Annotated in this window: 17 protein-coding genes; 9 read left to right on the top strand and 8 right to left on the bottom strand. The window is 63.3% G+C overall.

Annotated features, from left to right (window positions below):
* Positions 1–9: 9 nt before the first annotated feature.
* The 5 genes from purS to KUV26_RS01555 all read left to right on the top strand — a co-directional run bounded on the left by purS (position 10) and on the right by KUV26_RS01555 (position 7670).
* Positions 10–240 (top strand): phosphoribosylformylglycinamidine synthase subunit PurS, encoded by a 231-nt coding sequence (gene purS / locus KUV26_RS01535; protein ID WP_019297460.1) that lies wholly within the window; start codon positions 10–12, stop codon positions 238–240.
* The gene (gene purQ / locus KUV26_RS01540; RefSeq protein ID WP_222502376.1) at positions 240–908 is read left to right on the top strand and encodes a phosphoribosylformylglycinamidine synthase subunit PurQ; all 669 of its coding nucleotides are present in this window, start codon (positions 240–242) and stop codon (positions 906–908) included. Before purS ends, purQ begins: the two co-directional genes overlap by 1 nt.
* 36 nt (positions 909–944) lie before the next feature.
* Positions 945–2717 (top strand): ATP-binding protein, encoded by a 1773-nt coding sequence (locus tag KUV26_RS01545; RefSeq protein ID WP_222502377.1) that lies wholly within the window; start codon positions 945–947, stop codon positions 2715–2717.
* A gap of 31 nt (positions 2718–2748) precedes the next feature.
* Complete coding sequence (locus KUV26_RS01550) at positions 2749–4086, top strand: sigma-54-dependent transcriptional regulator (protein WP_222502378.1); 1338 nt, start codon at positions 2749–2751, stop codon at positions 4084–4086.
* A 584-nt stretch (positions 4087–4670) separates the two neighbouring features.
* Positions 4671–7670 carry a ribonuclease E/G gene (locus KUV26_RS01555; protein ID WP_222507097.1) on the top strand — a complete coding sequence of 1000 codons (3000 nt, stop codon included), beginning with the start codon at positions 4671–4673 and terminating at the stop codon, positions 7668–7670.
* A 108-nt stretch (positions 7671–7778) separates the two neighbouring features.
* On the opposite strand, the gene KUV26_RS01560 is transcribed toward KUV26_RS01555, so the two are convergent.
* Positions 7779–8012, bottom strand: a complete 234-nt coding sequence (locus KUV26_RS01560) for a sulfurtransferase TusA family protein (protein ID WP_222507500.1) — start codon at positions 8010–8012, stop codon at positions 7779–7781.
* A gap of 93 nt (positions 8013–8105) precedes the next feature.
* Between KUV26_RS01560 and KUV26_RS01565 the strand changes: the two genes are divergently transcribed.
* The 3 genes from KUV26_RS01565 to KUV26_RS01575 all read left to right on the top strand — a co-directional run bounded on the left by KUV26_RS01565 (position 8106) and on the right by KUV26_RS01575 (position 11571).
* Positions 8106–8858 carry a cytochrome c biogenesis CcdA family protein gene (locus KUV26_RS01565; protein WP_222502380.1) on the top strand — a complete coding sequence of 251 codons (753 nt, stop codon included), beginning with the start codon at positions 8106–8108 and terminating at the stop codon, positions 8856–8858.
* A gap of 110 nt (positions 8859–8968) precedes the next feature.
* Positions 8969–10219: a hypothetical protein gene (locus KUV26_RS01570; protein WP_315900051.1), complete on the top strand. Its 1251-nt coding sequence runs from the start codon at positions 8969–8971 to the stop codon at positions 10217–10219.
* Positions 10216–11571 carry a cytochrome P450 gene (locus tag KUV26_RS01575; protein WP_222507098.1) on the top strand — a complete coding sequence of 452 codons (1356 nt, stop codon included), beginning with the start codon at positions 10216–10218 and terminating at the stop codon, positions 11569–11571. Before KUV26_RS01570 ends, KUV26_RS01575 begins: the two co-directional genes overlap by 4 nt.
* A gap of 25 nt (positions 11572–11596) precedes the next feature.
* Here the strand turns inward: KUV26_RS01575 and KUV26_RS01580 are convergent, their stop codons facing one another.
* The 4 genes from KUV26_RS01580 to fumC are packed head-to-tail and all read right to left on the bottom strand — an operon-like array spanning position 11597 to position 13636.
* Entirely contained in the window at positions 11597–11827 is a 231-nt protein-coding gene (locus KUV26_RS01580) for an N-(5'-phosphoribosyl)anthranilate isomerase (protein ID WP_222507099.1), read from the bottom strand.
* Between the two features lie 23 nt (positions 11828–11850).
* Positions 11851–12069 carry a ribbon-helix-helix domain-containing protein gene (locus KUV26_RS01585; RefSeq protein ID WP_222502382.1) on the bottom strand — a complete coding sequence of 73 codons (219 nt, stop codon included), beginning with the start codon at positions 12067–12069 and terminating at the stop codon, positions 11851–11853.
* Positions 12066–12242, bottom strand: a complete 177-nt coding sequence (locus tag KUV26_RS01590) for a DUF4169 family protein (RefSeq protein ID WP_222502383.1) — start codon at positions 12240–12242, stop codon at positions 12066–12068. Before KUV26_RS01590 ends, KUV26_RS01585 begins: the two co-directional genes overlap by 4 nt.
* Positions 12242–13636: a class II fumarate hydratase gene (gene fumC / locus KUV26_RS01595; RefSeq protein WP_222507100.1), complete on the bottom strand. Its 1395-nt coding sequence runs from the start codon at positions 13634–13636 to the stop codon at positions 12242–12244. The genes KUV26_RS01590 and fumC overlap by 1 nt, the downstream gene beginning before the upstream one ends.
* A 199-nt stretch (positions 13637–13835) precedes the next feature.
* Between fumC and KUV26_RS01600 the strand changes: the two genes are divergently transcribed.
* Entirely contained in the window at positions 13836–14408 is a 573-nt protein-coding gene (locus KUV26_RS01600; RefSeq protein WP_222507101.1) for a hypothetical protein, read from the top strand.
* Positions 14409–14469: 61 nt separating this feature from the next.
* Here KUV26_RS01600 and KUV26_RS01605 read toward each other — a convergent pair whose 3' ends face one another.
* The 3 genes from KUV26_RS01605 to KUV26_RS01615 all read right to left on the bottom strand — a co-directional run bounded on the left by KUV26_RS01605 (position 14470) and on the right by KUV26_RS01615 (position 17149).
* Positions 14470–14946, bottom strand: coding sequence for an SspB family protein (locus KUV26_RS01605; RefSeq protein ID WP_222502386.1), 477 nt, complete (start codon positions 14944–14946; stop codon positions 14470–14472).
* 119 nt (positions 14947–15065) lie between these two features.
* Positions 15066–16337, bottom strand: a complete 1272-nt coding sequence (gene chrA, locus KUV26_RS01610) for a chromate efflux transporter (RefSeq protein WP_222507102.1) — start codon at positions 16335–16337, stop codon at positions 15066–15068.
* On the bottom strand, positions 16334–17149 hold the full coding sequence (locus KUV26_RS01615) for a chromate resistance protein ChrB domain-containing protein (RefSeq protein WP_222507103.1): 816 nt from the start codon (positions 17147–17149) through the stop codon (positions 16334–16336). The genes chrA and KUV26_RS01615 overlap by 4 nt, the downstream gene beginning before the upstream one ends.
* Positions 17150–17207: the final 58 nt, after the last annotated feature.

Here is a 17207-nt window from a genome sequence, read left to right on the forward strand (position 1 = left end):
GATGACGCGATGAAGGCACGGGTGCATGTGATGCTGAAGAACGGGGTTCTGGATCCGCAGGGCGAGGCCGTGCGCCACGCGCTTGGCGCTCTGGGCTTTGACAAGGTCGAGGGCGTGCGTCAGGGCAAGGTGATCGACCTGGATCTGGCCGAAGGCGCAACCGAAGCCGACGTGACCGCGATGTGCGAGAAGCTGCTGGCCAACACCGTGATCGAATCCTACAGCATCGAGATGGCCTGATGAAAGCGGCGGTTGTTGTTTTCCCGGGTTCGAACTGCGACCGCGACCTTGCGGTGGCGTTCGAGCAGGCCGGTTTTGATGTGTCGATGGTCTGGCACAAGGACAGCGCGCTGCCCGAAGGCATCGACATCGTCGGGGTTCCGGGCGGGTTCTCCTATGGCGATTATCTGCGCTGCGGGGCCATCGCGGCCCAGTCTCCGATCTGCAAGGCTGTGATCGAACATGCCGACCGCGGCGGCTATGCCATCGGCGTCTGCAACGGATTCCAGATCCTGACCGAAACCGGCGTGCTGCCGGGGGCGCTGCTGCGCAATGCCGGCCTCAAGTACATCTGCCGCACTGTCGACCTGAAGGTCGCGACCTCTGACAGCGTGTTCACTCAGGGCTATGGCGCAGGCGACGTGATCGGGGTGCCGATTGCCCACCACGACGGCAACTATTTTGCCGATGCGGACACCGTCAAGGCGCTGCAGGATCAGGACCGGGTGGCCTTCACCTATGAGGAGAACCCCAACGGTTCGGTTGCGGACATCGCCGGCATCTTGTCGGAAAACCGCCGTGTTCTCGGGATGATGCCGCATCCGGAGCGGGCTGCTGACCAGGGCCATGGCGGCACCGATGGTGCGGCAGTGTTCCGCGCATTGGCCGGGATGGTCACCGCTGCGTGACTTGAGCAAGCGGAGCGGCCGCAATAGGTTTAGGGCATGACCGCCCCGCGCACCGATCCGAGCAAAAAAACACCCAAGGCGCGCTCGCGCACGATTTCGTGGCGGGCGCGTCTGGCGCTGGTTCTTTTTATGGCTGTGGCCGCGGTTACTGTCTGGACCACCAACCGGGCGCTGACCCACCGGTTCACCGAAAGCACCCGCAACCGCGCTGAACTGCGTCTGGCGCTTTATTCCGGCAACCTGCTGAGCGAGCTGCGCCAGCACGCCATCGTGCCGCAGCTGCTGGCGCGCGACCAGACGCTTATTTCGGCGCTGCAGTCGAGCGACTTTTCCCTCTCCACCCAGCGGCTGATCTCCTTTGTCGACGAGATCGGCGCAGCCTCTATCATGCTCCTGGCGCAGGACGGGCGCACGGTGGCGGCAACCGACCGCAACCGGCTGGGCGAGAGCCACCGCAACGCCGCCTATTTCGTCGATGCCGTGCGTGCGAAATCGACGGTGTTCTCCGTTATCCCGCGGGAGGTCGGCGGCTACCGGTTCACCTATTCGCGGCGCATAGTGGACGCGACCGGTGTGCTGGGCGCTATTGTTGTCGAGGTCGACCTGCAGAAGTTTGAACGCGCCTGGGCCGGCATTTCGGATGCCGTTCTGGTCACGGACAGCACCGGAAACATCATCCTGGCCACGGAAGCGCGCTGGCGCGGGCTGAAGGAGGCAGAGGCGCTGACGCTGCAGACGCCGGAAGGGGCCATTCAGCGCGCGATCCGTGCCACCACAGACTGGACGGCGCTGCCGCCGGATGCCTACCTGCAGGGTGAGGCGGTGATGCGGCTGGAAACCCGGGTGCCGTTCCAGGGCTGGCGGATGGCGACCTTCACCACCTATTCCTCGGTCCGCGAGCGTGTAAATGCTGTTCTGGCTCTGGAGATCATGGGATTCGCCATCCTTCTGGCGCTGGCTTTCTATTTTCTCAGCCGCAAGACGGCGCTTCGGATGGCGCTGTTCCAGCGCGAGTCGGCAGAGCTTCGCGTATTGAACGCTCGCCTTCAGCGGGAAATTGCCGAACGCGAGCGCATGCAAAAGACCCTTGCGGTGGCCGAGCAGAGCTTGGCGCAGAGCTCGAAACTGGCAGCCTTGGGCGAGATGTCTGCCGCCGTCAGCCATGAGCTGAACCAGCCGCTGGCGGCGATGAAAACCTATCTGGCCGGCGCCCGGCTGCTGCTGAACCGGAACCGTCCGGACGAGGCGCTGGCCTCCTTCGGGCGCATCGATGATCTGATTGAGCGGATGGGGGCGATCACCCGCCAGCTCAAATCCTACGCGCGCAAGGGCGGCGATGCGTTCAGCCCAGTAAATCTTGGCGATGCGCTGGCCTCAAGCCTGTCGATGATGGAGCCGCAACTGCGTCAGCGGCATGTGAAAATAACCCGCATCCTGCCGGAAGAACCTGTTATGGTGATGGGCGACCGGATGCGGCTGGAGCAGGTGATGGTCAACCTCTTGCGCAATGCGCTGGACGCCACCAAATCTGTGGACGACCCTGAGGTGGAAATCCTGCTGGCGGCCGGCGAGACTGCGACCCTGTCGGTGCGCGACAATGGGATGGGTATCAAGGACTTCGACAACCTGTTCGAGCCTTTTTACACCACCAAGCAGCCCGGTGACGGGGTTGGATTGGGGCTTGCCATCTCCTCGGGGATCGTCAACGACCTCGGGGGACGGCTGACCGCCCGCAACGGCCAGAACGGCGGCGCGGTCTTTGAGATGCAATTGCCGGTCCTGGTGGACGGTATCGAAGCTGCCGAATAGGGCAGCCAGGAGTGATTAGGAGAGAACGCGCATGGCCCAGGCTATGAAAATCGCGATCGTGGACGACGAACAGGATATGCGGCAGTCGATCAGCCAATGGCTGGCGCTGTCGGGGTATGACACGGAGACCTTCTCCAGCGCGGAAGAGGCGCTGAAGGTTCTGGGGCCGGATTATCCGGGCATTGTGATCTCCGACATCAAGATGCCGGGCATGGATGGCATGCAGTTCCTGAAGAAGCTGATGGGCAGCGACAGCGCATTGCCGGTGATCATGATCACCGGCCACGGCGATGTGCCGATGGCGGTTGAGGCGATGCGCGTGGGGGCCTTCGACTTCCTGGAGAAACCCTTCAACCCGGACCGGATGTCGGAGCTGGCCAAGCGCGCCACCGGCGCCCGCCGCCTGACGCTGGACAACCGGGCCCTGCGGCGCGAACTGTCTGACGGCGGCCAGATTATGAAAAAGCTGATCGGCCAGAGCCCGGTGATGGAGCGCCTGCGTGAGGATATCCTCGACCTTGGCCAGGCTGACGGTCATGTGCTGATCGACGGCGAGACCGGCACAGGCAAGACGCTGGTCGCGCATGCTCTGCACGCGGTCGGCAGCCGCGCGGGCAAGAAATTCGTGCTGATTTCCTGCGCTGCGCTGGAAGAGGAAGCGCTGGCAAAACGGCTGTTCGGCCCGATGCTGCCGGAAGACAGCATGCTGCCCGCGGTTGAAGAAGCCCGCGGCGGCACCCTGGTGCTGGAAGACATCGACGCGCTGTCGGAAACCTTGCAGGCGAAGCTGCTGAGCGTGATCAATGAGCAGGGCACGCCGGCAGAAACCCGGATCATCGCGATCTCCAACCTGCAGGAAGCGGGCAAGACCTGCGAGGACGCCCTGCGGCCGGACCTGTTCTACCGCTTGGCGGCCCTGCGCATTACCGTGCCGCCGCTGCGCCAGCGCGGCGAGGACATCCTGACCCTGTTCACCCGTCTTTCCGAACAGTTCTCCGAGGAATACGGTTGCGACGCGCCGCAAGTGAGCGCTCAGGAAGCCGCGCAACTGCTGCAGGCGCCATGGCCGGGCAACGTGCGTCAGCTGATCAATATTGCAGAACGCGCGGTGCTGCAGTCGCGCCGCGGCTCGGGCACCATTGCCTCGCTCTTGATGTCGGATCACGAGGAAATGCAGCCGGTGATGACCACCGAAGGCAAGCCGCTGAAGGAATACGTGGAAGCCTTTGAGCGGATGCTGATCGACAACACCATGCGCCGTCATAAGGGCTCGATCGCCAGCGTGATGGACGAGCTGTGCCTGCCGCGCCGGACTCTGAACGAGAAAATGGCGAAGTACGGCCTGCAACGCTCGGATTACCTGAGCTGAGCTTTCGGCAGACTGCTGCCGCCACGGCAAACGGTCCGGAAAATGAGTGAATTGCCCGGTTGTCTGTGCCGGGAACCGCTGTCCGGTGGGAAAGTCACCTGAAATGAACGGCTTGCCTGACAGGGGCGGGCCGTTTGCATTTTCAGGCCGGGCGGTGACGAATGTCCATTGTCATTACCTATCCACAGGCCTTATGCTGGCCCAACGGGCCGGAAACCGGCAAGTGGTTTCGCCCGTTCTGATGAGTTTCGCTGGCTCTGGCTTTTGTCCGGCATGATCCGAGAAAGCTGCAGCCAGACCGATTGGCCCTCTTGAAACAAGGGGGCAGTTTAGCGCCCGAACCGGACAGTAAACCGGTGAAGGGATAACAAGGCAGTGCCGGGCAGTCCCGGCTGCCGGAGAAGAACCGCGATGACGCGCGCGAGAGCGAAGAGCACTGAGGCAGGAAGGCCGGGCATCGAACCCGGGACCACCTGCTGCACCGCGCCGTCCGAGATCGCCCTGACAAGACACCACCCGAAACGCGCGCGGCCGCCTGGAAGCAGGAGGCTTGCGGGCGCACAGGGCAGGTGCACCAAGGACCCATGGCAAAGAAGATGCTTATTGACGCCACCCACGCGGAAGAGACCCGCGTTGTGGTGGTCGATGGAAACAAGGTTGAGGAATTTGACTTTGAATCCGAAAACAAACGCCAGCTTGCTGGCAACATTTACCTCGCAAAAGTAACCCGGGTTGAGCCCTCCCTGCAGGCGGCGTTTGTAGACTATGGCGGCAACCGCCATGGTTTCCTGGCGTTTTCGGAAATCCACCCGGATTATTACCAGATCCCCGTCGCGGACCGTGAGGCCCTGATGGAGGAAGAGCGCGCTTATGCCGAGGCAATGCGCGCCCGCGATGAGGACGAGGAAGAGAAACCGGCCAAGCCGAAGCGCTCGCGCCGCTCCAAGTCCTCTGCCAAGGCGGCCAAGGCATCGTCCAAAGATGCCGTGGAAACCAAGGAGGTTGAGACCTCCGACGCCGCCGGCGGCGAAATCGCCGGTATGGAAACGATCGACCTGACAGACAGCTCCGCGGCTGCGGACGTCCCGGCGGAACTGGCCGAGGTGCCGGAAGGCTCCTCGCCGATGGAGCGTGTTGCCGAGACCCCGGTGGAAGAGCCGGAAGAAACCGGCGCTTCGGAGGCAGGTGAAACTGCCTCTGCAGAAGCACTGGAGGCTGAGGAAGTTCCGGCTGAGGAAGCCGTGGCGGAAGTCTCCGGAGAGAGCGAAGCCGAGGCCGAGGCGGAAGCAGCATCTGCTGAGGCCGCGACTGAGGCTGAAGAAGCTAAAGCCGAAGTCGACGCTGAAGACGGTGACGAAGAAGGTGGCGACGAGCGCAAGGCCGGTCGGGCTGACGCCGCCACCAAGGACGAAAGCATCGAGTCGGTTGCCGACGAGGATGACAGCGAGGACATCCGTCCGCCGCGCAAACCGCGCCCGCGCCGCTACAAGATTCAGGAAGTGATCAAGGTGCGCCAGGTGCTGCTGGTGCAGGTCGTCAAGGAAGAGCGCGGCAACAAGGGCGCGGCGCTGACCACCTACCTGTCGCTGGCCGGGCGCTACTGCGTGCTGATGCCCAACACCGCCCGCGGCGGCGGCATCTCCCGCAAGATCACCAATGCAGCCGACCGCAAGAAACTGAAGGACATCGCAACCGAACTGGACGTGCCGACCGGCGCAGGCCTGATCGTGCGCACCGCCGGTGCCAAACGCACCAAGTCCGAGATCAAGCGCGACTATGAATACCTGCAGCGCCTGTGGGAGCAGATCCGCGAGCTGACGCTGAAATCCATCGCGCCCGCCAAGATCTATGAAGAGGGCGACCTGATCAAACGCTCGATCCGCGACCTTTACAGCCGCGAGATCGACGAGGTTCTGGTGGAAGGCGACCGCGGCTACCGCATCGCCAAGGACTTCATGAAGATGATCATGCCGTCCCACGCCAAGAACGTGAAGCACTACCAGGACGGGCTGCCGCTGTTCGCCCGCTTCCAGGTCGAAAGCTACCTGGGGGGCATGTTCAACCCGACCGTGCAGCTGAAGTCCGGCGGTTATATCGTCATCGGCGTGACCGAGGCTCTGGTGGCCATCGACGTGAACTCCGGCCGGGCGACCAAGGAAGGCTCGATCGAGGAAACCGCGCTTAAGACCAACCTGGAGGCTGCTGAAGAGGTGGCGCGCCAGCTGCGTCTGCGCGACCTGGCAGGTCTGATCGTCATCGACTTCATTGACATGGACGAGCGCAAGAACAACGCCGCCGTCGAAAAGCGCATGAAGGACAAGCTGAAGACCGACCGCGCCCGCATCCAGGTGGGCCGGATCTCGGGCTTCGGCCTGATGGAAATGTCGCGCCAGCGGCTGCGCCCCGGCATGATCGAGGCGACCACCGCGCCGTGCCCGCATTGCCACGGCACCGGGCTGATCCGCTCCGACGATTCCATGGCGCTGTCGATTCTGCGCCAGATCGAGGAAGAGGGCACCCGCCGCCGCTCCCGCGAGGTTCTGGTGCGCTGCCCGGTCTCCATCGCCAACTTCCTGATGAACCAGAAGCGCGAGCACATCGCCCAAATCGAGGCGCGTTACGGCCTGTCGGTGCGGATCGAAGGCGACGCGCATCTGGTGAGCCCGGACTTTGTTCTTGAGAAGTTCAAGACCGCGTCCCGCAACGTGCCTGCGGCCAGCGCGCCTGTGGTTTCGGTGGACACCTCGATCATGGATCAGGTGGACGCTGACGAGGCCATGCAGGACGAGGAAGAGGCTCCGGCGGCACCCGAGACCGCGGAAGAGGCGTCGGTGGATGATAAGCCCAAGCGCAAGCGCCGCCGCCGCCGCCGCCGCAAGTCCGGCAATGGCGAGCTGTCGCAGAACGGCGAGGCAGGCGATAACGGTGAAGAGGGCGGCGACGACCAGGAGCAGCCCAAGGAAGAGGCCGCTGAGCCTGCAGAACCCGCTGCGGAAGGTGAAGAGCCCGCTGTAGAAGAGGTGAAAGAGAAGAAACGCACCCGTACCCGCACCCGTTCGCGCAAGCCGAAGACCAAGTCGGCCGAGGCGGAAGCTGCGGTCGCTGAGGAAGCTGCAGCGGAGAAGGAAGGCGCAGAGGCGGCGGAGGTTGCGGCTGAATCTGCGGGCGAGTCCGTGCAGGCGTCGGAAGCGGAAGTTGCGGCGGAACAGCCGGATGCGGAAACCGAAGCTGAAGCCGCGGCCGTCCTGGCCGAAGCGCAGGCCGCAGACCCTGCAGAAGAAGGCCCGGCACAGGCAGACGCGGCAGAGGCTGACGCCGCAGCAGCTGCAGAATCCAAAGCGGTGGCAGAGGCCCCCGCAGCCGATGAGGAAACCGAAGCGGCAGAGCCTGAAGCTGTGGCAGAAGCTGTGGCGGAAGAGCCTGTCGCAGAGGAGGCGGCTGAAGAAGAAGCCTCAGATCCCGAGCTTGCGCCTGAAAGTGAAGAGAAGCAGCCGGAACCTGCCATGGCTGGAGCGGAAGCTGAGCCGGAACCGGCGGCCTCGCCGAAACCCAAGCGCCGCGGCTGGTGGTCAATGGGCAGCTGAGGCCGGAAAAACTCAAAAGAAAGGCAGGCCGGTTGGCCTGCCTTTCTTTTTTGCACTGGAATTTTCTGACGCTATGCGCGCCGATCGGCCGGTAAGGGCCGCAGGAAGTCAGCCGCCCTTGCGGATCAAGTAGATCTGATGGCCTGCGCCGGCACTGTGCCCCAGAAACTCGTGGCCAGATTCATTGCAGAAATGCGGCACGTCGATGACGGCTGCAGGGTCATCCGCCAGCAGTTCCAGAACCTGGCCGGGCTGCAGCGATTTCAGCCGCTTGCGTGCCTTTAGGACGGGCAGGGGACACAGCAGCCCGATGGCGTCCAATTTTTCATTGATCTCGGTCATGGTGTGCAGATAAGCGCGATGTTTCATGCTGTCCACAAGGATGTGACCAGCCGTCCCCGTGACCTTGGAGAAATGCTGGCATAAGTGTTGGGCATGTTTGGAATCGAGATCATCGACGCAGGGCTGCTCCCTGCCATGCTGGTGGCGCTGCTGGGCGGCGTGATCAGTTTCCTGTCGCCCTGCGTGCTGCCGATCGTGCCGCCTTATCTGGCCTACATGAGCGGAGTGACGATCGGCGAGATGCAAGGCACGGTTGCCGCGCGGCGCAAGGCCATCATTGCAGCGCTGTTCTTTGTTCTCGGGCTGTCCACCGTGTTTCTGCTGCTGGGTTTCACGGCCTCGGCCTTTGGCGCCTTTGTGCTGAAGAATCAGGAGCTTTTCGCGCAGATCTCAGGTGTGGTGGTGATCGTCTTCGGTCTCCATTTCCTGTCGGTCTTCCGGATACCGCTGCTGGACCGCGAAGCGCGGATGGAGGCCGGGGAATCCGGGGGCTCGGCGCTGGGGGCCTATGTGCTGGGGCTGGCCTTTGCCTTCGGCTGGACCCCCTGCATCGGGCCGCAGCTGGGGGCGATCCTGTCGCTGGCGGCGTCGGAGGCTTCAGTCAGCCGCGGCACCATCCTGCTGGGCGTTTATGCCGCGGGGCTGGGCGTGCCCTTCCTGCTGGCCGCGATGTTCCTCAACCGGTCGATGACGCTGATGAACAAGATGAAGCGGCACATGGGGCTGATCGAAAAGATTATGGGCGGCCTCCTGCTGTTCGTCGGCGTCATGCTGGTCACCGGGCTGTTCACCACTTTTTCGTGGTGGTTGCTGGAGACCTTTCCGGCCCTGGCAGCTCTGGGCTGAACCTGGATGGATCGAGGGGGCTGCCAGCCCCCTTTTTCTTGAACCATCCGGGCCTTACTCTCGCCGGATTGCACTGCTAACCTGCCTTCGGAAAGACAGAGCAGGTCAGCGTGGATCAATCCGTTTCCAAATCCCAGCAGGTGCACCGGCGGCGGGTGTTTTACATCCCCGGATATGACCCGATTCACCCACGCCGCTACCGTGAGCTTTACCGCAAGGAAGGCGCTGCACAGGCGGAGATTTCCGGCTACAGCCTGGCGCTTGCGCCGAAACGGACCCGAGGCCCCTATGGCTGGCACGCCGCTGCGGAAATGGACGGGCTGCGGAGCGAGGCCGATATCGAAGTTCTTGTCTGGTCCGACATTGTGCGCGGCAGCATGGAGGCGACGATTCCCGGCACTTACTGGCTGCTCCTGAAGACCGCCTGGGTTTATATTGCCACCGGAGCGCTGAGACGCCTGATGCGGTTGCGCAAAGGGCCGGTGATCGCTGCGCTTTATCCGGTGGGAATGCTGCTTTTGCAGGCGCTTCTGGCGCTTCTGCTGGCCTGGGGGCTGGCCCGTGCATTTGGCGTGCTGGCCGGGTTCGCAGGGGTGGGCGGCACGTTGGCCGCGAGCATCGGATGGGTCCTGGGCCTTGCTGCGGGCTACGCGCTGCTGCGGTGGTTCAAAAGGCGTGACGGCAAGTTTTTTGCCTATTACCTGATGCATGACTATGCCCATTCGGCAGCTTCGCGAGGCGCCATTCCACCGGAGATGGATGCCCGCATGGCGGAGTTTCGCACCCTGATCCGTGCGGCGATGGCGGACAACAGCCTGGATGAGGTGCTGGTTGTCGGCCATTCCTCCGGCGCGCATCTGGGGGTGTCCGTGCTGGCAGACCTGCTCCGCGAGGGGCTGCCTGCACAGCGTCCGGCGCTGGGGTTTCTTACATTGGGGCAGGTGGTGCCAATGGTCTCCTTCCTGCCGCGGGCCGGGCGCCTGCGGGCGGATTTGCGCTACCTGTCTCAGCAGGGGGAACTCGCCTGGGTGGATGTGACCGCGCCGGGTGACGGCTGCGCCTTCGCGCTGTGCGATCCGGTGGCGGTCAGCGGCGTCGCGCCGGAAGGCAAGCGCTGGCCGCTGGTGTTCTCCGCCGCTTTCACGCAGACGCTCAGTCCGGAACGATGGAAGCAGCTGCGCTGGCGGTTCTTCCGGCTGCATTTCCAGTATCTCTGCGCTTTCGACCGGCCCGGCGACTATGACTATTTCCGCATTACGGCCGGGCCGCTGACGCTGGAAGAACGCTACCGCGGCCGCAAACCCTCGCAGTCGCGGATTGACGTGCCTGTATCCAAGTTCACTTCGGTGGCGGCTGAATGACTCTGACTATTCCGCCAAAACCGCCTGCGCGGGCCAGCCGCGTGTCGCTGTGGCGCTATCTGCGGCTGTTCCGCCAGGACATTCTCTCGGCCCAGCCCGCAAAGCTGTACCGCGCCTGGATGGCAGAGTTCCGCACGCCGTTCTTCCGCTCCTTCCTGGTGAACCAGCCGGACCTGGTGAAGCTGCTGCTGAAGGACCGGCCGGATGATTTTCCAAAGTCGGACCGCATTGGAGAGGGGCTGAAGCCCTTGCTGGGCAATTCCGTGTTTCTGACCAATGGCGAAACCTGGAAGCGGCAGCGCCGGATCATTGATCCGGCTTTTGAGGGCGGGCGGCTGAAGGATACCTACCCGGCGATGCGAGCCGCAGCAGAGGCGGCAGTCAAGCGGCTGGAGGGCAGGCAGGGGCCGGTGGAGATTGAGGAAGAGACCTCGCACGCGGCAGCGGATGTGATCTTCCGCACGCTGTTTTCGATCCCGATCGAGCATGAGGTAGCGGGCCAAGTGTTCACCCGCTTCCGCGACTACCAGCGCAGCCAGCCGCTGCTGAACCTGGCTGCCTTCGTGCCGCTGCCGGGCTGGATGCCGCGGTTCTTCCGCCGCGGAACCCGCCGGAACGCAGCGGAAATCCGGGCGCTGATCGCAGAGCTGACCACGGAGCGGATGGCGGCGATCGGGGCGGGGACCGCGCCGGATGACCTGGCGACCAAGATCATGACAACACGGGACCCGCAGACCGGCAGCACGTTTGATACCGCCGAGATGGTGGATCAGGTGGCGATCTTCTTTCTCGCGGGCCATGAAACCAGCGCCTCCGCTTTGGCTTGGGCGCTTTATCTGATGGCGCTTTACCCGGAATGGCAGGAGAAGGTTGCGGCTGAAGCGGCTGCGCTGGAGGATGAGAGCTTTGCCTCGGTGTCCAAACTGAAAATCAGCCGGGATGTCTTTCGCGAAACCTTGCGGCTGTATCCGCCGGTGCCGATGATGGTGCGCCAGGCATCCTGCCCGGAACGCTTCCGCAACCGTGCCGTGCCCAAGGGCGCGCAGATGGTCCTCAGCCCTTGGCACCTGCACCGGCACGAGCGGCTGTGGGAGAACCCGGACGGGTTCGACCCGGCGCGCTGGGGGACGGAGAACGGCAAGCGATGCCAGCGGGAGGCATTTATCCCGTTTTCAGCAGGCTCCCGCGTTTGCACCGGAGCGGGCTTTGCCATGGTCGAGGGGCCGCTGATCCTCTCGATGATCCTGCGCCGGTTCCGCATTGAACCGGTGGCTGGCAAGGCACCGGTGCCGGTGGCGCATCTTACGGTGCGCTCCAAGAACGGGATCTGGTTGCAGCTGTCGAAACGGTAGTCAAAATTTTCAGAAAACTTTGGCGTCAGCACAACAGGCGAACGGGTTCATTATTGCAGAAGATGACGACCTGTTCGCCGTTTAACACCGTATGATCACCGCGGCGCAGCACCTGGGCTTGAAGCCGGGCCAGGCCGGCATTCCTTTCCACATCCCGCAGTTTGCGGCGCACCACCCCGCCATAGCGCGCGGATTTCACGTCAAAAATCTGCTGCAACCATAATTTGGTAGAGACCGTGCGAAACACTTGTGGCATGCGGCCACTGGCCGGGATCGTGGTTAACTTGCTTTCAAACTGCGCAAAACATACAGCCGGATCGCTGACGCCAGCCCGCAGTCCTCACCTCGGGTCTCGTCGATTTCTGCTGCCAAGTCATTGATTGCCCTGTCTTCCCGTGCGGCGATCTCACGGAAGGCATCCCAAAACTCATCCTCCAGCGACACCGAGGTCCGGTGTCCGCGCAGGGTCAGCGAATGCTTCTTGGGGCGGGAGTTCATTCGTCGCGCTTGTGCTCGTCCAGGCGGCGGGCGTCTTGCACGTTACGCGCCTTGTCCAGGTCCTTTTCAGCCTTGGTCCGCCCGAAAGTCACGGCGTTCCGGTCGGCGCGGGCCTTTTTCTCGGCCCGCGCCTTATCTTTCCGGTACCGGTTCAGATTGACCGGCTTGCCCATCAGTCCTTGGGACCGATCATTTCCTCGGGGCGCACCACCGCGTCGAACGTAGCCTCATCCACAAAGCCGAGCGCGATGGCCTCTTCCTTCAAGGTGGTTCCGTTCTTGTGCGCGGTCTTGGCCACTTTGGTGGCGTTGTCGTAGCCGATGGTCGGCGCCAGCGCGGTGACCAGCATCAGGCTCTCCTTCATCAGCTTGTCGATGCGCGGCTCGTTGGCCTGGATGCCGTTCAGCATCCGCTCGGTGAAGCTGTCCGCCGCATCGCCCAGAAGCTGGATCGACTGCAGCAGGTTGTAGGACATCATCGGGTTGTAGACGTTCAGCTCGAAATGGCCTTGCGAGCCTGCGAACTTGATCGCCGCGTCATTGCCCATCACATGCGCGGCCACCTGGGTCAGGGCTTCTGCCTGGGTCGGGTTCACCTTGCCCGGCATGATCGAGGAGCCCGGTTCGTTCTCCGGCAGGATCAGCTCGCCCAGACCGGAGCGCGGGCCGGAGCCGAGGAAGCGGATGTCGTTGGCGATCTTGTAGCAGCTGCCCGCAATGGTCGCGAGCGCGCCGGACAGGAACACCATGGCGTCATGGGCGGCCAGCGCCTCGAACTTGTTCGGCGCGGTGACAAAGGGCAGGCCGGTGATTTCCGCCATATTTGCCGCCACGGTCTCGCTCCAGCCCTTCTGGGTGTTGAGGCCGGTGCCGACCGCGGTGCCGCCCTGCGCCAGCTCGTAAATGCCGGGCATCGCCGCCTCGACCCGCGCCAGACCCTGGCGGATCTGGTGCGCGTAGCCGCCGAATTCCTGGCCCAGGGTCAGCGGGGTCGCGTCCTGGGTATGGGTGCGGCCGATCTTGATGATGTCTTTGAACTCTTCCGACTTGGCCTCCAGCCCTTCGGCCAGTTTGGTCAGGCCGGGCACCAGCACGTCGCGCACAGACATCGCGGTGGCGATATGCATGGCTGTGGGGAAGGTGTCGTTGGACGACTGGCCCATGTTGCAGTGATCGTTCGGGTGCACGGGATCCTTGGAGCCGATCACGCCGCCCAGGATCTCGATGGCGCGGTTTGCGATCACCTCGTTGGAGTTCATGTTGGACTGGGTGCCGGAGCCGGTCTGCCAGACCACCAGCGGAAAGTTGTCGTCGAACTTGCCCTCGATCACCTCGCCGGCCGCCTGGATCACGGCATCGGCGATTTTCGCGTCCAGCTTGCCCGAGGCTTTGTTGGCCATGGCGCAGGCCTTTTTGATCACGCCGAGCGCACGCACAATGGCCACCGGCTGTTTTTCCCAGCCGATCGGGAAGTTCATGATCGAGCGCTGGGTCTGCGCGCCCCAGTATTTCTCTGCCGGGACTTCAAGCGGGCCAAAACTGTCGGTTTCGGTGCGGGTTGCGGACATCCGTCTGTCTCTCCGTTGAGTATGCGATTGTATGCCGTTTAGCCTGTGCCGGAATGCGGCGCAATTGGCCAGTTGCGCGCAGCATAGCCAAAAGGGCCGCAAGGTATAGTGCCGAATTGGCGCATTCCGGGCGCTGTAAATATCCGGAACCGTGTTATGCTGGCACTACAAGGACTTGCGCCGCCATGCCGGAAAGGAGATGCGGGTGCCTATATACTTACGAACTGCTGCGCCGATGCGGGCCTTTTCCGCTGTGCTGCTGGCGGCGGGCCTTTCGGTGTTTGCTGCGGCGCAGGGGCTTGCGGCAGGAATTTCCGACTTTGCAGGCGAGTATTCCGGCAGCGTTGAAATCGTCAAGGCAGATGGCGACACCGATCCGAGGGACATGAGCGTGGTGATCCGCGAGATGAAGAAGGGGTTCACCATCAAGTGGACTTCCACCACGGAAAAGGACGACGGCCGCAGGAAGTCCAAGACTTACCAGATCGAATTTCAGAAAGCCGGGCGCAACGGCGTCTACACCTCTGCGATGACGCGCAATGTCTTCGGCCATTCGGTGCCTCTAGACCCGATGAAAGGGGAGCCCTTTGTCTGGGGCCGGATAACCGGTGACACGCTGACGGTCTTTTCGCTGTTCATTCACCCGAACGGCGACTACGAGATGCAGCAGTACGACCGCACATTGGCCGAGGGCGGGCTCGACCTGGTCTATGTTTCCCGCCTGAATGGCGAGCCGCAGCGGAAATTGGCGACCTTCCTGACCAAGCATTGACCGGAAAGAAAAAGGCAGCCCTGCAAGGCTGCCTGTCTACTGTGCGGGAGCGGCGCCGGGCCTACTTCCGGAAACTGTCAAGCGACACAACATCCGCGTCCTTTTTCTTGGGCTCCTGCGGCTCTTCAGCCATCTCCGGCTCGTCCTCCGGCTCCGGGGCAGAGGCGTAGCCGTCGGCCTCTTCGTCAGCGCTTTCGAACCGCAGCCCGAACTCCACCGAGGGGTCCACGAAAGTGCGGATCGCGTCATAGGGGATATAGAGCGGCTCCGGCGAGTCCCCGAAGTTCAGCGTGACCGCAAAGCCGTCTTCGTCCACGGTCAGATTGTCGAACCAATGCTGCATGACCACGGTCATCTCGCCGGGATAGCGGTCGGACAGCCAGTCGGCCAGTTCTACATCGGGGTGGGCCGTGTCGAAGGTGATGAAAAAGTGATGGTTGCCGGGCAAGCCGTTGTCGGAGATGTCCTGCAGCACGGTCCGGATCAGGCCGCGCATGGCAGTGTGCATCAGGTTGCCATAGTCAATTTCACGGGACATGCAGTCACCCTTTGTTCATTTGCCGTCAAGCATAGGAGATTTTGCCGGAAACAAAAGAGCAGCCTTGTTGGCCGCCCAAAAATTTTTTGCCGCAGGGGGCGGTGCCCAAGGCGTCTCAGTCAGCTGATTGCAAAAGGGAATTCGGCAATCAGCAAGCCTGCGGCTGCCATCACCGCAAGCAGCAGCAGCATATTGCCGCGTACTGCCCAGGCGGCCAGCGGGGCAAGCAGAACCAGCAGCGCGGCCGGAGTGATCATGCTGCTCCAGACCGGAAAAGGAACCTGCAGTATGCCAGTCTCAAAGGTGCCGGTTTCCGCAAAGGCAACATGCATCAAAAACCATGCCGACAGGTTCAGTATCACGCCGGCAACGGTGGCGGTCACTGCCTTCAGCGCCATGCCCAGCCTTGGGTGTGACGCGATGCGCTCCACATAGGGCGCCGCGGCAAAAATCCACAGGAAACAGGGCATGAAGGTGGCCCAAAGGGCCACGGCGCCGGCGGCCAGAAACAGTCCGAAACCGCCCTCCTGCAAACCCGACAGCATGGCGACAAACTGGGTGACCAGGATCAGCGGGCCGGGGGTGGTTTCGGCCAGGCCGAGGGCGTCGATCATCTGCCCGGCGCTGATCCAGCTGAACTGGGTGACCACTGTTTGGCTGATATAGGCCAGCACCGCGTAAGCGCCGCCGAAGGTGACGACCGCCAGCTTGGAAAAGAACCAGCCGATATCGGACAGGAACGACGCCCCGGCCAGGCTCAGTGCGATCAGCGGCAGCAGCCACAGCCCTCCCCAAACTGCAATGGTTCGCAGGGTGCTGCCGTCGCGCGCAGGCAGGGTGTGTGGCGGTGCAGCCCCGGCGGCATCCCTCTGCAGCAGTCCGATGCAGGCCGCAGCCAGCACCACAAGCGGGAACGGCAGGTTCAGCAGGAACAGCGCAGCAAACCCCAGGCCTGCCAGGACCCAATCCAGCGGTTTCTTCAAGGCTTTCCCCGCGAGCCGCCGCAGGGCTTGCAGAATGATGACGACCACGGCTGCCTTCACGCCCAGAAAGGCGGACTGGACCGCGGGCAGGGTGCCGAATTGCGCATAAAGCCAGACCAGCACCGCGATCACTGCGGCCCCCGGCAGCACGAACAGAAGCCCGGCCAGCAGCCCGCCGGCGGTGCCGCGCATACGCCAGCCGGTGTAGGTCGCCAGCTGCATGGCTTCAGGGCCCGGCAGCAGCATGCAAAAGGACAGCCCGCGCAGAAAGCTTTCCTCGCTCAGCCAGGGCCGGTCCTCCACCAGTTCCTTGTGCATCACTGCTATCTGCGCTGCGGGACCGCCGAAGCTGAGGATCCCGATGCGCCCGAATACGCGGATCATGTCCGCCCAGGGGGGCGGGATCATGATCTTCGGTCCGCGGGCCAGTCGTGGCCTTCGCCGCGACCGTCCCGGGCCCAGCGGTACAGCGCGTCGTATAGTGCCATGCCTGCCTCTAGCTGCTGATGGTCATCCTTGTGCTGGCGAGAGAGGCCGACGGAGATCGCCAGAAGACCCGCCGCCTCAGGTGCCAGATCGTGCCGGTTGGTGTCGGCGGCTCTCACAACCCGGGACAGGGTGTCAAGCGCGGGCGTGCGCAGCCCGAATGCATCCAGCATGGTATCAAACGTGCAGAATTCGCCTTGATGCGACCAGAACACGTTCTCCACATCAAAGGGGGTTGCGCCAAAGCGCTCCGCAACACCAGCGACCTCCGCAGGAGCGACAAATAAAAAGCGCGCTGCCGGGTCCGCGAAGCGGCGGATCAGCCAGGGGCAGGCGATACGGTCGATCTTCGGCCGGTGCCGGGTCACCCACAGAGTGCCGCCGCCGGCAGGTGCGGGAAGGGCGCCTGCAGGAAGGCGCGGCGCGCCTTTCAGGCAGCGCCAGCCCTGCATGCCGCCTTGCAGGAATTCGGCCTGGATCCCGTCGCTGCGCAACCAGGCCGCAACGCCCTGTGACAGTTTGAGGCCCTTCTGACAGATCACGACGCACGGCCGCCCTTGGAGGCGCGCCTTGAGGCTTTCAATTCCGGTATGCGGGTGCCGGAAGGAGCCCGGGATCAGAAAGGGATCAGCGTCAAAGTCGGCATCTGTGCGAATGTCCGCCAGAACCGGCGCATTCGGTGTGCCGATCAGGCGCAGGAGCTGGGCAGGGGTGATTTCATTCGGGGCAGGCATGAGCATGTCTCCTCGCAAGCGAAGGTTAACATGCGAACCTTGGGCTGTCGCCTCACGG

It is taken from the genome of Leisingera daeponensis, from assembly GCF_019801465.1.
In the GTDB taxonomy this organism is placed as follows: domain Bacteria; phylum Pseudomonadota; class Alphaproteobacteria; order Rhodobacterales; family Rhodobacteraceae; genus Leisingera; species Leisingera daeponensis_A.

Excerpts from the sequence above, each read along its gene's own strand:
- KUV26_RS01560 (WP_222507500.1), bottom strand. The coding sequence starts at position 8,012 with ATGACCGAGATCAATGAAAAATTGGACGCCATCGGGCTGCTGTGTCCC.
- KUV26_RS01545 (WP_222502377.1), top strand. The coding sequence starts at position 945 with ATGACCGCCCCGCGCACCGATCCGAGCAAAAAAACACCCAAGGCGCGC.
- KUV26_RS01600 (WP_222507101.1), top strand. The coding sequence starts at position 13,836 with ATGCGGGTGCCTATATACTTACGAACTGCTGCGCCGATGCGGGCCTTT.
- purQ (WP_222502376.1), top strand. The coding sequence starts at position 240 with ATGAAAGCGGCGGTTGTTGTTTTCCCGGGTTCGAACTGCGACCGCGAC.
- fumC (WP_222507100.1), bottom strand. The coding sequence starts at position 13,636 with ATGTCCGCAACCCGCACCGAAACCGACAGTTTTGGCCCGCTTGAAGTC.
- KUV26_RS01580 (WP_222507099.1), bottom strand. The coding sequence starts at position 11,827 with ATGCCACAAGTGTTTCGCACGGTCTCTACCAAATTATGGTTGCAGCAG.
- KUV26_RS01575 (WP_222507098.1), top strand. The coding sequence starts at position 10,216 with ATGACTCTGACTATTCCGCCAAAACCGCCTGCGCGGGCCAGCCGCGTG.
- KUV26_RS01605 (WP_222502386.1), bottom strand. The coding sequence starts at position 14,946 with ATGTCCCGTGAAATTGACTATGGCAACCTGATGCACACTGCCATGCGC.
- KUV26_RS01555 (WP_222507097.1), top strand. The coding sequence starts at position 4,671 with ATGGCAAAGAAGATGCTTATTGACGCCACCCACGCGGAAGAGACCCGC.
- KUV26_RS01585 (WP_222502382.1), bottom strand. The coding sequence starts at position 12,069 with ATGAACTCCCGCCCCAAGAAGCATTCGCTGACCCTGCGCGGACACCGG.
- KUV26_RS01590 (WP_222502383.1), bottom strand. The coding sequence starts at position 12,242 with ATGGGCAAGCCGGTCAATCTGAACCGGTACCGGAAAGATAAGGCGCGG.
- KUV26_RS01550 (WP_222502378.1), top strand. The coding sequence starts at position 2,749 with ATGGCCCAGGCTATGAAAATCGCGATCGTGGACGACGAACAGGATATG.
- purS (WP_019297460.1), top strand. The coding sequence starts at position 10 with ATGAAGGCACGGGTGCATGTGATGCTGAAGAACGGGGTTCTGGATCCG.
- KUV26_RS01615 (WP_222507103.1), bottom strand. The coding sequence starts at position 17,149 with ATGCCTGCCCCGAATGAAATCACCCCTGCCCAGCTCCTGCGCCTGATC.
- KUV26_RS01565 (WP_222502380.1), top strand. The coding sequence starts at position 8,106 with ATGTTTGGAATCGAGATCATCGACGCAGGGCTGCTCCCTGCCATGCTG.
- chrA (WP_222507102.1), bottom strand. The coding sequence starts at position 16,337 with ATGATCCCGCCCCCCTGGGCGGACATGATCCGCGTATTCGGGCGCATC.